Origin of the sequence: Nocardia colli (assembly GCF_008704205.1) — a bacterium.
In the GTDB taxonomy this organism is placed as follows: domain Bacteria; phylum Actinomycetota; class Actinomycetes; order Mycobacteriales; family Mycobacteriaceae; genus Nocardia; species Nocardia colli.
The window spans coordinates 404,719-418,301 of sequence record NZ_VXLC01000004.1 but is presented as its reverse complement, the minus strand read 5'-3'; the positions used below and the strand labels follow the sequence as shown (position 1 = coordinate 418,301).

General features: G+C 68.4%; 13 protein-coding genes. 4 read left to right on the top strand and 9 right to left on the bottom strand.

Going from position 1 to position 13,583, the window contains the following annotated elements; genetic code table 11:
• Positions 1 to 174 precede the first annotated feature (174 nt).
• From F3087_RS13895 to dapE, 6 genes are all read right to left on the bottom strand, one after another.
• Positions 175 to 1,128, bottom strand: coding sequence for a glucosyl-3-phosphoglycerate synthase (locus tag F3087_RS13895; protein ID WP_150402323.1), 954 nt, complete (start codon positions 1,126 to 1,128; stop codon positions 175 to 177).
• A complete protein-coding gene (gene folP / locus F3087_RS13890) occupies positions 1,125 to 2,009 on the bottom strand; it encodes a dihydropteroate synthase (RefSeq protein WP_150402322.1) in 885 nt (294 codons plus the stop codon). Before folP ends, F3087_RS13895 begins: the two co-directional genes overlap by 4 nt.
• 52 nt (positions 2,010 to 2,061) lie before the next feature.
• Positions 2,062 to 3,831 carry a long-chain-acyl-CoA synthetase gene (locus F3087_RS13885; RefSeq protein ID WP_150402321.1) on the bottom strand — a complete coding sequence of 590 codons (1,770 nt, stop codon included), beginning with the start codon at positions 3,829 to 3,831 and terminating at the stop codon, positions 2,062 to 2,064.
• 16 nt (positions 3,832 to 3,847) lie between these two features.
• Positions 3,848 to 4,411, bottom strand: coding sequence for a TIGR00730 family Rossman fold protein (locus F3087_RS13880; RefSeq protein ID WP_396897548.1), 564 nt, complete (start codon positions 4,409 to 4,411; stop codon positions 3,848 to 3,850).
• Positions 4,408 to 5,217: an LOG family protein gene (locus F3087_RS13875; RefSeq protein WP_150402319.1), complete on the bottom strand. Its 810-nt coding sequence runs from the start codon at positions 5,215 to 5,217 to the stop codon at positions 4,408 to 4,410. Before F3087_RS13875 ends, F3087_RS13880 begins: the two co-directional genes overlap by 4 nt.
• Positions 5,218 to 5,343: 126 nt before the next feature.
• The gene (gene dapE, locus F3087_RS13870) at positions 5,344 to 6,447 is read right to left on the bottom strand and encodes a succinyl-diaminopimelate desuccinylase (protein ID WP_150402318.1); all 1,104 of its coding nucleotides are present in this window, start codon (positions 6,445 to 6,447) and stop codon (positions 5,344 to 5,346) included.
• A gap of 333 nt (positions 6,448 to 6,780) precedes the next feature.
• Between dapE and dapD the strand changes: the two genes are divergently transcribed.
• Positions 6,781 to 7,728 (top strand): 2,3,4,5-tetrahydropyridine-2,6-dicarboxylate N-succinyltransferase, encoded by a 948-nt coding sequence (dapD, locus tag F3087_RS13865; RefSeq protein WP_150402317.1) that lies wholly within the window; start codon positions 6,781 to 6,783, stop codon positions 7,726 to 7,728.
• 4 nt (positions 7,729 to 7,732) lie between these two features.
• On the opposite strand, the gene F3087_RS13860 is transcribed toward dapD, so the two are convergent.
• Positions 7,733 to 9,160, bottom strand: a complete 1,428-nt coding sequence (locus F3087_RS13860) for an acyl-CoA synthetase (protein WP_191093949.1) — start codon at positions 9,158 to 9,160, stop codon at positions 7,733 to 7,735.
• Between the two features lie 146 nt (positions 9,161 to 9,306).
• Here F3087_RS13860 and F3087_RS13855 point away from each other — a divergent pair, with 146 nt between their 5' ends.
• Both F3087_RS13855 and F3087_RS13850 read left to right on the top strand, forming a co-directional pair.
• The gene (locus F3087_RS13855) at positions 9,307 to 10,161 is read left to right on the top strand and encodes an oxygenase MpaB family protein (RefSeq protein WP_150402316.1); all 855 of its coding nucleotides are present in this window, start codon (positions 9,307 to 9,309) and stop codon (positions 10,159 to 10,161) included.
• A gap of 98 nt (positions 10,162 to 10,259) precedes the next feature.
• Positions 10,260 to 10,973, top strand: a complete 714-nt coding sequence (locus tag F3087_RS13850; protein WP_150402315.1) for a hypothetical protein — start codon at positions 10,260 to 10,262, stop codon at positions 10,971 to 10,973.
• A gap of 7 nt (positions 10,974 to 10,980) precedes the next feature.
• Here the strand turns inward: F3087_RS13850 and F3087_RS13845 are convergent, their stop codons facing one another.
• Complete coding sequence (locus F3087_RS13845; RefSeq protein ID WP_150402314.1) at positions 10,981 to 11,613, bottom strand: TetR/AcrR family transcriptional regulator; 633 nt, start codon at positions 11,611 to 11,613, stop codon at positions 10,981 to 10,983.
• Between the two features lie 156 nt (positions 11,614 to 11,769).
• Between F3087_RS13845 and F3087_RS13840 the strand changes: the two genes are divergently transcribed.
• The gene (locus F3087_RS13840; protein WP_150402313.1) at positions 11,770 to 12,627 is read left to right on the top strand and encodes an oxygenase MpaB family protein; all 858 of its coding nucleotides are present in this window, start codon (positions 11,770 to 11,772) and stop codon (positions 12,625 to 12,627) included.
• Between the two features lie 6 nt (positions 12,628 to 12,633).
• Here F3087_RS13840 and F3087_RS13835 read toward each other — a convergent pair whose 3' ends face one another.
• On the bottom strand, positions 12,634 to 13,542 hold the full coding sequence (locus tag F3087_RS13835; protein WP_150402850.1) for a proline dehydrogenase family protein: 909 nt from the start codon (positions 13,540 to 13,542) through the stop codon (positions 12,634 to 12,636).
• Positions 13,543 to 13,583 lie beyond the last annotated feature (41 nt).

Below are 13,583 nucleotides of genomic sequence, written 5' to 3'. Positions count from 1 at the left end.
CTTGAAGTAAAGAATGCGAACGTAAGACCAAAACAACACTCTAGCGTTCAGTCAGCAAACACGCTCGTTAACCAACGAACGCGCAGATCGCATCCTTTGTCGGCGCACGGCTTTCGGCACAACGCAACGAACCCGGGCGCCACTGGCACCCGGGTTCGCGCGTCGAGATATCGGTCAGGCAGCCGCCCACTCGGGGCGCAGGGTATTCATCGGCGGCCGATCGGCCAGCGACACCTCGGTGCTCTGCGCGGTGAAGGCGTCGCCGACCAGCGGGAACTGGGTCAGCGCGGCGCCGGAGTCCTGCACCCCGCTGCGGCCGAGCACGGTGCCGAGGATCTGCCTGCTCATCACGCCGAGATCGGCCAGCGGGCGATTGCGGTGGGTGCGCACGCCCAGGTTCACCTGCCCGATCGCGGACAGCCCGAGCTGATCGTAGGTATCGAGCAGCAACCCGATCTCCACGCCGTAGCCCGGCGCGAACGGGACCGAGGTGAGCAGCTCGCGGGTGCCCGCGTATTCGCCGCCGAGCGGTTGCAGCACCTGGGAGAGCTCCGGACGCAACGCGGCGAGCAGCGGGCGGGCGACGAGCTCGGTGACCCGGCCGCCGCCGTGCGCGTCCACCGCGCCGCCCTGCCGCAGTGGCCTGCGGTAGTAGGCCTTGACCAGGTGCATCGCATCGACGGTGAGCAGCGGGCCGAGCAGTTTCGGCACGAACTCCGGGTCCGGGTCGATCAGGTCGGAATCGACGAAGGCGATCAGATCGCCGCTGGTCACGGCCAGCGAGCGCCACAGCACCTCGCCCTTGCCGGGCACCGGATCCAGCTCCGGCACCGCCTGCTCGCGGGTGATCACCTCGGCGCCCGCGGCCAGCGCCCGTTCGGCGGTGGCGTCGGTCGAACCGGAATCGAGCACGATCAGCTCGTCGACCAGGGTGCCGAGCAGCGGCATGATGCTGCCCACCACGTCGGCGACGGTGTTCTCTTCGTTCAGCGCGGGCAGCACCACCGATACGGTGCGGCCGTCTTTGGCGGCGACGAGTTCGTCGACCGACCAGTGGGGGCTGTCCCAGGTGTTTGTCGTCGCCCACGCGGGGCGGTCTTCGCGGCTGTGGGGGTGGTGGAATTTCATACCAAACCTCGCAGGGTGCGTGCTGGGGGCCGGATGCCTTGGATCGCGGCGATCATGTCCACCACCCGCCGGGTCGCGGCGACTTCGTGGACTCGGAAGACTCGGGCGCCGGCGGCTGCCGACCAAGCTGTTGCTGCCAATGTGCCCTCCAACCGTTCGGAAAGATCGACACCTAGAGTCTCCCCGATGAAATCCTTGTTGCTCAGTGCCATCAAGACTGGCCACCCGGTATTTACAAGAACGTCCACTCCGCGCAACAAGTCGAGCCCGTGATAAGTGTTCTTGCCGAAATCATGGGTCGGATCGATCAGAATCGAATCCGCGCGAACTCCCGCCGCGGCCGCTTTTTCCGCCGCGCGCACCAAGGTATCGGTCACTTCGGCCACGATGTCGGCGTAGCGGACGCGATGCGGGCGGGTGCGCGGGATGGCCCCGCCGGTGTGGCTGCACACGATGCCGACGCCCTGTTCCGCGGCCACGGACACCAGGTCGGGGTCGGCGCCGGACCAGGTGTCGTTGATCAGATCCGCGCCCGCTCGGACCGCGGCCAGGGCCACATCGGCCCGCCAGGTATCGATGCTGATCAATAACTCCGGGTACTTCGCCCGAATAGCGGCGACGAACGGGATCACCCGGCGCGCTTCCTCGGCCGCGTCGACCAGCGATCCCGGTCCGGCTTTTACCCCGCCGATATCGACCAGATCCGCGCCTTCGTCCACCGCCCGGGAGACGGCCGCCATGGCCGCCTCGTCGGTGAACGTGGCCCCTTTGTCATAGAACGAATCGGGGGTGCGATTCACGATCGCCATCACTAGCGCCCGATCGGTCGCCACCGGCTTGCCGCACAAGGTAGGAAGCGGCGTAACGGTGGTACTGAACATCCTCTGACTGTACCGACCGGTGTGCTACCGGTCTCTCCACCCGGCGGTGCCGCTAGTTCTTCGGAGCGCGCCCCGCGGCCACGTCGGCGGCGTAGTCGTCGTAGAAGGGGACGTAACCGTCGGAGCGGCCCGCGAGAACGTACAGACTGCCGTCGCCGTCGGCGGCGTATCCCTGCTTGCGCAGCTCGACCTTGCGGCTCTTGAAGGTGGAGGTCTGCTCCAGCTCGTCGACCACCCGGATGAACAGCGGAACGGCGTAGCCGGGCAGCTGTTGGTAGACCTCGCCGGCGATCGCCTTGCCGTCGAACTCGACGTCCGGGGTCAGCGTCACCGCGGCCATGCCCGCTTTGCCGTCGGCGCCCGGTACGTCTACGCCGTAGACGACCGCCTGGGAGAGCGCGTGCGAGCGAGTCAGCGCGCCCTCGACCTCGGTGGTCGCCACGTTCTCGCCCTTCCAGCGGAAGGTGTCGCCGAGCCGGTCCACGAACGCGATGTGATGCCAGCCCTGGTTGCGCACGAGGTCGCCGGTGTCGAACCAGACGTCACCCTGCGCGAACCCGTCGCGGACCAGCTTCGCTTCGGAGGCGTCCTTGTCCGTGTAACCGTCGAACGGTGAGCGGTCGGTGACCTTGGACAGCAACAGCCCGACCCCGCCCGCGCCTACCTTGCGCAGCCGGCCGTCCTTGCCCCGCTTGGCTTTTCCGGTCTCGTCGTCGTACTCGACCACCGCGTACGGCAGCGGCCCGAAGCCGGCCGTGCGGTCGACGCTGAACGCGTTGATGAAGGCGATGTTGGCTTCGCTCGCGCTGTAGAACTCGACGATTCGATTGATGCCGAACCGCGTCTTGAACTCGTCCCACAGTTCCGGGCGCAGCCCGTTGCCGACCGCGAGCCGCACCTTGTGCTGCCGGTCGGTCGGCTTCGCGGGCTGGTTCAGCAGGTACCGGCACAGTTCGCCGATGTAGATGAAACCCGTTGCCTGCTCGCGGATCACCTCGTCCCAGAAGCGGGACACGGAGAACTGCCTGCCCAGGGCGAGCGTGCCGCCGGCGCCGATCACCGCCGACAGCGCGACCGTCATCGCGTTGTTGTGATAGAGCGGCAGGCAGCAGTACAGGGTGTCGTTGCCGCGCAGGCGAATTCCGAGTCCGGCGATGCCGGCCAGGCTCTTGGTCCAGCGCAGGTGGGTCATCACGCTGGCCTTGGGCAGGCCGGTCGTGCCGGAGGTGAAGATGAGGAAGGCGCGTTCCTTGGCGGTGACCTCCGCGCATACCGGCGGATCGGTGGCGTCCGCGTGCTGCGCGGCGGCCTGCAAGTCGTTGGCGGGCAACACGTTCGGCAGCGGCTCGGCCAGCGAGTCCAGCGCCTCCTTGCATTCCTCGCCGATCACGTTGAGCACACTGTTCAGCAGGCCGAAGCTGTGCGCGAGCACCTGGTCGCGCTGATGATGATTGAGCAGGCCGACGGTGGCGCCCAGTTTCACCGAAGCCAGTGCGGTGAACAAGGTTTCGGGCCGGTTGGTCATCAGCAGGCCGACCACGTCGCCGCGCCGCACACCCCGCGCGGCGAGCACCGAGGCGTAGCGGTTCACCTCGGCGTTGGCCTCGCCGTAGGTGTAGGCGGTGCCCTCGAAGCGCAGGAACGTCCGGTCCGGATGCCGGTGCGCGGCGCGCTGGAAGTACAGCCCCACCGAGGATTTGTCGTCCGGCCCGACCAGCATGCCCGCCGCGTTGCGCAGCATTGCCGGTACTTCGAGCGCCATCGCGGGCAGGTTTTGGGCCAGGCTGAACAAGCTCACCGTCGAGCGGCCGTCTGAACTCACTTGGTAATGCTCCTCATCAGGAAGGTGTTGCTCGCGCCTCCAGCGCCGTGAAGGCGGACGAAAGATCGGTGACCACGGTGATGCGGTCCATGGCGGGCTGGGGCACGAACTTACGGTCGTAGAGCTCGTCGAGCCACTGGAAAAGGCCTCGGTAGAAGCCATTCGGGTCCAACAACACCACCGGTTTATTGTGCTGTCCCAGATACCCTCCGGTCCAGGTTTCGAAGAACTCCTCGAGCGTGCCGATGCCGCCGGGCAGGGTGAGGAAGGCGTCGGCGCGGTCCTCCATGATCTGTTTGCGCTGGCGCATGGTGTCGGTGACGACCAGTTCGTCGGCGTCCACATCGGCGACCTCGCGGTGCACCAGATGCTTCGGGATCACCCCGATGGTGTTCGCGCCGCCGGCTCGCGCCGCGGTCGCCACCTCGCCCATCATCGAGACGTTGCCGCCGCCGGACACCAATTGCCAACCGCGCCGGGCGATCTCGGCGCCGACCTCGGCGGCCAGCGTGAGGTAGGTGGGATCGGCGGTGCTGGCCGAGCAATAGACGCAGACGGCGTAGGGCTGCTGTTCGGTCACCACTGGTCCTCCGTGCCGAGTGCGTCCTCGGCGGCGCCCGCCTCGGCGTAGGACAGGATGATCTGCACGATCTCCTCCACGCTGTCGGTCACGTGGATCAGCCCCAGGTCACCGGGCGAGATCTTGCCCGAGCCGCCGAGCGAATCGCGCAGCCAATCGACCAGGCCGGACCAATATCTGCTGCCGAACAGGATGATCGGGAAGCGGGTGATCTTGCGGGTCTGCACCAGGGTGAGCGCCTCGAACAGCTCGTCCAGGGTGCCGAAGCCGCCGGGCAGGCAGATGAACGCCTCGGAGTACTTCACGAACATCGTCTTGCGGACGAAGAAGTAGCGGAAGTTGATGCCGAGATCGACCCACTCGTTGAGGCTCTGCTCGAACGGCAGCTCGATGCCGAGGCCGATCGAATAGCCGCCGGCCTCGCACGCGCCGCGGTTGGCCGCCTCCATCGCGCCGGGACCGCCGCCGGTGATCACCGCGAAACCGGCCTTGGCCAGCGCCGCGCCGATCGCCCGGCCCGCCTCGTACTCCGGATGATCCGGGCCGGTGCGCGCCGAACCGAAGACGGTGACCGCGCGCGGCACCTCGGCGAGCGCGCCGAAGCCCTCGACGAACTCGGCTTGGATGCGCAGCACCCGCCACGGGTCGGTATGCACCCAATCGGTGTCGCCGCGCCGGTCCAGTAGATTCCGGTCGGCCGTGCCGGTCCCGTCCTTGCGGTCGCGGCGGAGCATGATCGGCCCGCGGAACTTGGCTGTCGACTTCTGCGTATTGGCAACCTCGCGGTCAGCGGCGTCGGTGGACATGTCGACCACGCTACCGGGGACGGCGCGAAGCAACTGCCTGGAGGCGAGAAGTCGTCCCACGTTCAATAGCCCGACCCGAGGGCGAGACAGGCCCGCAATCTACGCGGCGGCAAACCTCGCGGGCGGTCAGCTCGCCGAGCCGGTCAGGTAGTTGCGCAGCATCGCGGTGACGGCGGTGATCTGGTCGACGGGGACGTGCTCGTCGCGCTTGTGCGCGAGGTTCGGGTCGCCCGGGCCGAAGTTCACCGCGGGGATACCGCGGGCGGCGAAGCGGGCGACGTCGGTCCAGCCGAACTTGGCTCGCACTCCGCCGCCGCCGTGGCTGTTCACCGAGGCGATCAGGTCCTTGGCGGCCGGGGCGGTCAGGCCGGGCAGCGCGCCGGGCGCCGAATCGGTCACCTCGAAGGTCAGCTCCAGATCCGCGAAGACCTCGCGGACGTGCTCGACGGCCTGCTCGACCGTGCGGTCCGGAGCGAAGCGGAAGTTCACGTCGACCTCGGCGGCGTCGGGCACCACATTGCCCGCCACTCCGCCGGAGATACGCACCGCGGACAGTCCCTCGCGGTAGACGCAGCCGTCGATGTCGACCTCGCGGGCCCGATAGTCGGCCAGCCGCTGCACGATCGGAGCCAAGCGGTGAATCGCGTTGTCGCCCAGCCAAGCTCGGGCCGAATGCGAGCGCACGCCGGCGGTGGACAGCCGAACCCGCAGCGTCCCTTGGCATCCCGCCTCGATCCAGCCGCCGGACGGTTCGCCGAGCACCGCCAGATCGCCGTCGAGCCACTCCGGCAGCTCGCGCTCGATGGTGCCGAGCCCGTTGAACTCGGCCGCGATCTCCTCGCAGTCGTAGAAGATCAGCGTCAGGTCGTGCACGGGGTCGGCGACCGTCGCGGCCAGGTGCAGGAACACCGCGTCGCCCGACTTCATGTCGACCGACCCGCAGCCGTAGAACACCCGCTCCCCCGCCGCGTTCTCGGTGAAGTGCCCCGGCACGTTATCGGCGATCGGCACGGTGTCCAGGTGCCCGGCCAGCACCACCCGGCTCGGCAGCCCCCGATTCGTCCGCGCCAGCACCACATTCCCGTGCCGCAGCACCTCGAACCCGCTCGTCTGCTCGCGCAGCGCCTGCTCGACGAGGTCGGTGATAGCCAGCTCGTCCCGCGAAACGCTCGGAATATCGACGAGAGCGGCGGTCAAGGTAATCGGGTCAGCACGCAGGTCGAGGGTCACGCACCCACCCTACGACCGCGCAGCACCACCCGCGGCAGCACCGCCGCGCACATTGGGGCCCGCCGCGCACAAGACAGTCGGCGATTCCGTGCGCGTGGTGCCGATCGGTGCGCGGCCGCCCCGCACAGCTGTCACCGCGGCAAAACAGCGAGCTCACAGCAAGGAGCCGCGTCGGGTGCAGCCGCGCATGTTTCAGTCCGCCGCACACAAGACAGTCGGCGATTCCGTGCGCGTGGTGCCGATCGGTGCGCGGCTGTCGTCGAACCGTGTGGTGTGGCACATCGGCGGAGCAGGCTCACCACTTGTTACGACGGGTCGGTAATCTCTGTTGACGTGAGCATTCAGGGAGCAGCAGCAGTCGGTATCGCCAATGTGACCGCGGACGGGACCGTCCTGGACACCTGGTACCCGAGCCCGGAGCTCGGCGAGTTCGCCGAGACCGGAACCAAGCGCCTGGATGACGCGCCCGCGGAGTTCGCGGCGCTGCTCGGCTTCGACGAGGCGCGCGGGGTCGACGTGGTCGCGGTACGCACCACGATCGCCGACCTGTCCGCCGCCCCGGTCGACGCGCACGACGTCTACCTGCGGCTGCATCTGCTCTCGCATCGGCTGGTCCGGCCGCACGGGGTGAGCCTGGACGGCCAGTTCGGGCTGCTCAGCAATGTGGTGTGGACCAACCACGGCCCGGCGGCGGTGGAGGGCTTCGAGACCACCCGGGCCAAGCTGCGCGCCCGCGGCCCGGTGACCGTGTACAGCGTCGACAAGTTCCCGCGGATGGTCGACTACGTCATCCCGTCCGGCGTGCGCATCGGCGACGCCGACCGGGTTCGCCTCGGCGCGCACCTCGCCTCCGGCACCACCGTCATGCACGAGGGCTTCGTGAACTTCAACGCGGGCACCCTCGGCAACTCCATGGTCGAGGGCCGCATCTCGGCCGGCGTCGTGGTCGGCGACGGCTCCGATGTGGGCGGCGGCGCGTCCATCATGGGCACCCTGTCCGGCGGCGGCACCACGGTCATCTCCATCGGCGAGCGCTCGCTGCTCGGCGCCAACGCGGGCGTCGGCATCCCGCTCGGCGACGACTGCGTCGTGGAGGCCGGCCTCTACCTGACCGCAGGCACCAAGGTCACCACCCCCGACGGCACCGTCGTCAAGGCCGCCGAGTTCAGCGGCCAGAACAACCTGCTGTTCCGCCGCAACTCGGTCAGCGGCGCGGTAGAGGTGGTGCCCCGCAAGGGAACCGGCATCGAACTCAACGCCGCCCTGCACGCCAACGACTGACCCGTCAGGTCAGGCGCTTCTTCTGCACCTTGCCCATGGCGTTGCGGGGCAGGGAGTCGACCACGCGGATCTCGCGGGGGCGTTTGTGGGTCGAGAGTTGTTCGGCCACATGGGTGATCAGGTCTTGTTCGATGGAAGACGGTGCGTCGCCGCGTAGTACGACGAAGGCGACGATGCGCTGGCCGAGGTCGGGGTCGGGCAGGCCGACGACGGCGGCCTCGGCGACGGTGAGGTGGCCGAGAAGTACGGTCTCGACCTCGCCCGCGCCGATGCGGTAGCCGCCGGACTTGATCAGGTCCACCGACTCGCGGCCGACGATGCGGTGGAAGCCGTCCTGGTCGATAGCGGCGACGTCGCCGGTCTTGAACCAGCCGTCCTCGGTCCAGGTCTCGGCGTTCGCATCCGGGCGGTTGAGGTAGCCGTCGAACAGCATCGGGCCGGAAACCTGGAGGCCGCCGATGCTTTCGCCGTCGTGCGCGACATCTGCTCCAGCTTCGTCGCGCAATCGGGTCCGCACGCCGCGCACCGGGGTGCCGACCCAGCCGGGGCGGCGCTCGCCGTCGGCGCGGGTGGACAGGGTGATCATGGTTTCGCTCATGCCGTAGCGCTCGATCGGCGCGTGGCCGGTGAGCTCGCGCAACCGCTCGAACACCGGGACGGGCAGCGGCGCACTGCCGGACACCAGTAGCCGGGCATCGGCCAATTGCTTTGCCGCTTCGGGATCTTCGACGACCCGCGACCACACGGTCGGCACCCCGAAGTACAGCGTGCCGCGCGCGGCGGCGTACGCCTGCGGGGTCGGCTTGCCGGTGTGGATCAGCGGGCTGCCCACCCGCAGCGGGCCGAGCACGCCGAGGATCAGACCGTGCACGTGGAACAGCGGAAGCCCGTGCACCAGAACATCGTTCGCGGTCCAGGCCCAGGCGTCGGCGAGCGCGTCCAACCCGGCCGCGATCGCGCCGCGGCTGAGCACCACGCCTTTCGGCAGCCCGGTCGTACCCGACGTGTAGAGCACGAAAGCCGTTGCGGCCGGGTCGGGTTCGGGATAGGTGTGCCACGACCGCGCGTGCACCCGCACCGGCACCACCGGCAACTCGCTGCCCGCCGCGGCCTCACCGAGCCACGCCTGCGCCCCCGAATCGGCCAGAATGTGCGCCAGCTCAGCGGTTCCCGAGTCCGGCGGCACCGGAACGACGGTCACGCCGGCGATCAGGCAGCCGACGACCGCGAGCACCGTGGTCACGGTCGGCTTGGCCAGCACCGCGACCCGATCGGCCCGGGCCACCCGCTCGGCCACGGAGGTCGCGGCCCCGAGCAGATCGCTGCGGGACAGCGTCACCCCGTCGATGGTGACGGCATCCGGGATGTCCGCGCCGCCGGCGACGGCGAGCGGATTCAGGGAACTGAGCAGCAACGGCGGACCGAACGACATGCGCTCAAACTACTTCGCCCACCTCGTCCGTCCCGCAACACCTCGGCCGATCACAGGTGAATGAACCACCGATGTGACCGTTGACACACCCGATGAGGCGGTGAGACAGTAAGCGTATAGCCTTCTCAATGAGACAGGGGTCGACGATGACCAGGCCACTCCGCGCAACGACGGACGAGACCGAACCGCCGGACGAGCTCGACATCACCCAGTTCATCGACGGCATCGCGGGCCTGCTCGGCGGCGCGGCGAACGTCATCATGCAGCTCAGCACCCGGCCGGTCGGCTACGGCGTGGTGGAGAGCACCGTCGACAGCGGGAAGGTCATGCTGCACCCGGTCAAACGGCTGCGCACCACGATCACCTACCTGGCCGTCGCCATGCTCGGCACCGAGGACGAACGCGCCGACTATCGCGCGGCGGTCAATCGCTCGCATCGCCCGGTGCATTCGACCGCGTCGAGTCCGGTGCGGTACAACGCCTTCGACCCGCGTCTCCAATTGTGGGTTGCCGCTTGCCTTTACTGGGGCGCGAAAGATCTGTACGAGCGGATGCACGGCCCCATGGATGAGCCGACCGCCGACGCCTTCTACCGCTACAGCGCCCGCCTCGGCACCACTTTGCAAGTGCGCCAAGACATGTGGCCCGTCGATCGGCAGGCCTTCGCCGCGTACTGGGACGCGCATCTGGCCGACACCACGATCGATCCGCCGATCCGCGATTACTTCAACGACCTGATCGATCTGAAGATGCTGCCCTGCCCGGTGCAACTCGCCTTCGCCCGACCGCATCGCTTCTTCGTCGCGGGCCTGCTCCCGCAGCACCTGCGCGACCAGATGGGCTTCACCTGGACCGCGCGCGACGAACGCGTCCTCCGGCGCATCATGCGCACCCTCGGCACCACCCAGACCTGGCTGCCCCGGCAGGCCCGCATGTTCCCGATGAACGCCTACCTGCTCGACCTGCGCCTGCGCCGCCGCCTCGGCCTGCCCCTGGTCTGACTGGGCGATTGATCAGCTACCGCGTGTCGCGAGTGCCTTTTCACCGCTGAGCGGTGTTATCTCGAAGAGCACACCGGGGGCCGAGCCAGGAGGAAACGATGGGCTATCGGACTGTTGCGACCGCGGCCGCCGCCGCGGCGACCTACTGCGCGCTGGTCGCGCCGACCGCCTGCGCGGAACCGCTCGATCCCGACGTGGTCCCGCCGCGCACCTCGATCTCCATCCGCTCCACCCTCGGCGCGCACTGGAGCACCGCGAACGAGCACGAATCGCGCACCAGCCTCTCGCTGACGAAGCTCTACCTGGCCGACTACGCGCTGCGGCACGGCGACGGCTCGCACGCGGACCGCGACCTCGCCGAGCGGATGATCCGCTACTCCGACGACGGCGCGGCCACCACGATGGAGGCCAAGTACCCGCAGGCGCTCAAAAGCGTTGCGGCGGAATATCATCTGAGCGACACGCATTCCGCGGGCAGTTGGGGCGCGGCCTACACCAGCACCGCGGACCTGACCGACTTCCTGGACGCCAAAATGCGCACCGACCCCGGCTCACCGATCTTCGACTGGATGGCCGCGGCCGGCCAGAGCGCCGTCGACGGCACCGAACAGGACTGGGGCACAGCACGTTTGCCGTTCGTCCTCGGCACCAAGTGGGGCTGGTCGGATATCGGCGAGCCCGACGTCGCCTCGGCCTCCTACGGCCCCGGGTTCACGGTGGCCGCACACACGCACGGCACCGCGACCGAGCAGACCCTCGACATCCTCGGCGCACTCCCGCTCGCTGCCCTCGAACTGGTGACCGGTCACTGATGCCAGGTCAGGGCACCCGGAACGACACCACGATGTGATCGCGGGCGAACTGCCGGATCGCCACCTCGTCGCCGAGCGGAATCACCGTCTGCGGCGTCAACGCCAGCGACAACGCGGTCCGCGCGATCATCTCCGCGAGCGGTTCCGGGTCGTAGGCGGGCAGCTTGCCCTCGCGCTGCAACCGGGAGATGAACTCGGCCACGTAGTCTCGGCCGAGCTCGAGCACCGGCGCGCCCTTGATGGTCAGATACGGCAGCACCAGTTCGGGCTCGGTCGCCAGCAGCCGGTGCACGAGCCGGTTGTCCCGCAGCCCGGTGATGAACGCGGCGAACAGCTCGACGATCTGCTCCTCCGCACCCGCGTCGCGATCGAGCTGCCGCTGCAAGGCGGCGTCGACCTCTTCGACGAACTCGCGGGTCTGCCGCAACCCGACCGCCTCGATCAGGTCGGACTTGCTGGCGAAGCGGCGATACAGGGTGGCGAGGGAGAGCCCGCAGCGCCGGGCCACCTCGACCATGCTGGTGCGTTTGATGCCGAAGTCGAGGAACGCCAGCATCGCCGCGTCGAGCACGCGCGCCTGATTGCCGTCCTCCGGACCGGTGCTCCGCACCAGCGGCAACAGTCTGGTCAGCCTCGCCATGCGATCAGCCTATCCGGATCGCCGAAACGATGACACAAGAACCATTGCAGCGCATCATTGACACAGTTGGCGAGGCAATGAGAAGGTGAGATGAGAACCTTCTCATCCGTTCGCCGGTCCGAATCCTGCTTCGGGCCCAGAAAGTCGAGGTCAACGATGACCGCACCGCTGCATCGGGTCGAGCCGTCCGCCACGCCGTCCCTCACGCCGGAAACCGTCGAGCCGTACATGGACGGCATCGCAGCCTTCCTCGGCGGCACCGCCAACGTCATCATGCAGCTGAGCCTGCGCCCGGTCGGGCGCGGCGTGCTGGAGAGCACCGTGGACAGCGGCAAGGTCACGCTGCATCCGGTCAAGCGGTTGCGCACCACGCTGACCTACATCGCCGTCGCGATGATGGGCTCCGACGAAGAACGCGCGGCCTACCGCGAGGCGGTCAACCGCTCGCACCGCCCGATCCGCTCCGGACCGCAGAGCCCGGTGAAGTACAACGCCTTCGATCCGAAGCTGCAACTGTGGGTGGCGGGCACCATCTACTGGGGCATCGACGACCTCTACACCCGCATGCACGGACCGCTGGATCCGGCCACCGCCGAGGCGCTCTACCAGTACAGCGCGCGGCTCGGCACCACCTTGCAGATGCGGCCGGAGATGTGGCCCGCCGATCGCGCGGAGTTCCATCCGTGGTGGGAGCAGAACCTGGCGCAGCACCGCATCGAGCCCGCCCTGCGCGAATACTTCGACGGTCTCATCGATCTCCGAATGATGCCGTGGCCCCTCCGATTCACCTTCGCCAAGGTGCAGCGATTCATCGTGGCGGGACTGCTGCCACAACACGTGCGCGCGGAGATGCGGATGACCTGGACCGACCAGGACCAGCGCCGATTCGACCGGCTGCTGCGCGGCATCTCGGTCGTGAACAGCCGACTGCCGAAGCAGGCGAGGCTGTTTCCGTTGAACGTCTACCTGTTCGACCTGCGCCGGCGGATGCGGCTGGGAAAGCCACTGGTGTAAAGGCTTTCAGGACTTACTGACCAGGGCACGCAGGAAGAACGTGAGATTGGCGGGTCGCTCCGCCAATCGCCGGGTGAGATAGCCGTACCACTGGCTGCCGTAGGGCACGTAGACCCGCACCGCGCTACCTGCCGCGGCCAACCGCAACTGCTCGGCGTCGCGGATGCCGTACAGCATCTGGTACTCGAAACGATCAGGGCCGCGGTCGCTCTCCGCCGCCAGGTCCACGGCATCGGCGATCGGCTCCGGATCGTGCGTGGCCACCATGGGGTACCCGTCGCCGAGCATCAAAGCGTCGAGGCAGCGCAGGTACGACTCGGTCACCTCGTTCGCGCGCTGGAAGGCGACGTCGTGCGGCTCGCGATAAGCGCCCTTACACAACCGGATTCGCGATCCCGGCCCGGACAGCTCGCGGCAGTCCGCCTCGGTCCGGCGCAGGTAGGCCTGGAGAACCGCACCGAGCCAGGGGAATTCACCGCGCAGCTCGCGCACGGTGGCCAGTGTGGCGTCGGTCGTGGTGTGGTCTTCGGCGTCGACGGTCACCCATACGTCGGCCTGGGCAGCCTTGGTGCACAGGATGCGCAGGTTCTCGGTGGCGACCGCGGGTCCGTCGTCCGGCAGCGCCTGGCCCAGTGCGGACAGCTTCACCGACACCTCGACGGGCGGCGCGTCGATCCCCGGCAGCGCCGGACGATTCAGCGCGGCCAGGTCGTTGATCAGCGAAAGATATTCGGCCACTGTGGCATCGGCCTGGCCCCGGTCGGTGGTGTTCTCCCCGAGGAAGTCCACGCTGACCATCCGGCCGCTGTTCAGCAGGGTCTGCGCCACCTCGATCAGCTCGGCCCTGGTCTCTCCGGCGACGAACCGCCGCACGATGTCGGCGGTGATCGGGATGCCGGTGAGCGCGCGCTTCATCCGCGGCGATTCCGCCGCCGCGAGGATGAGGGGACGCAGCG

What these genes read in the sequence shown, in the direction of transcription:
- folP (WP_150402322.1), bottom strand. Translation starts at nt 2,009, where the DNA reads ATGTTCAGTACCACCGTTACGCCGCTTCCTACCTTGTGCGGCAAGCCG.
- F3087_RS13860 (WP_191093949.1), bottom strand. Translation starts at nt 9,160, where the DNA reads ATGTCGTTCGGTCCGCCGTTGCTGCTCAGTTCCCTGAATCCGCTCGCC.
- F3087_RS13855 (WP_150402316.1), top strand. Translation starts at nt 9,307, where the DNA reads ATGACCAGGCCACTCCGCGCAACGACGGACGAGACCGAACCGCCGGAC.
- F3087_RS13850 (WP_150402315.1), top strand. Translation starts at nt 10,260, where the DNA reads ATGGGCTATCGGACTGTTGCGACCGCGGCCGCCGCCGCGGCGACCTAC.
- F3087_RS13845 (WP_150402314.1), bottom strand. Translation starts at nt 11,613, where the DNA reads ATGGCGAGGCTGACCAGACTGTTGCCGCTGGTGCGGAGCACCGGTCCG.
- F3087_RS13835 (WP_150402850.1), bottom strand. Translation starts at nt 13,542, where the DNA reads ATGAAGCGCGCGCTCACCGGCATCCCGATCACCGCCGACATCGTGCGG.
- F3087_RS13895 (WP_150402323.1), bottom strand. Translation starts at nt 1,128, where the DNA reads ATGAAATTCCACCACCCCCACAGCCGCGAAGACCGCCCCGCGTGGGCG.
- F3087_RS13875 (WP_150402319.1), bottom strand. Translation starts at nt 5,217, where the DNA reads ATGTCCACCGACGCCGCTGACCGCGAGGTTGCCAATACGCAGAAGTCG.
- F3087_RS13840 (WP_150402313.1), top strand. Translation starts at nt 11,770, where the DNA reads ATGACCGCACCGCTGCATCGGGTCGAGCCGTCCGCCACGCCGTCCCTC.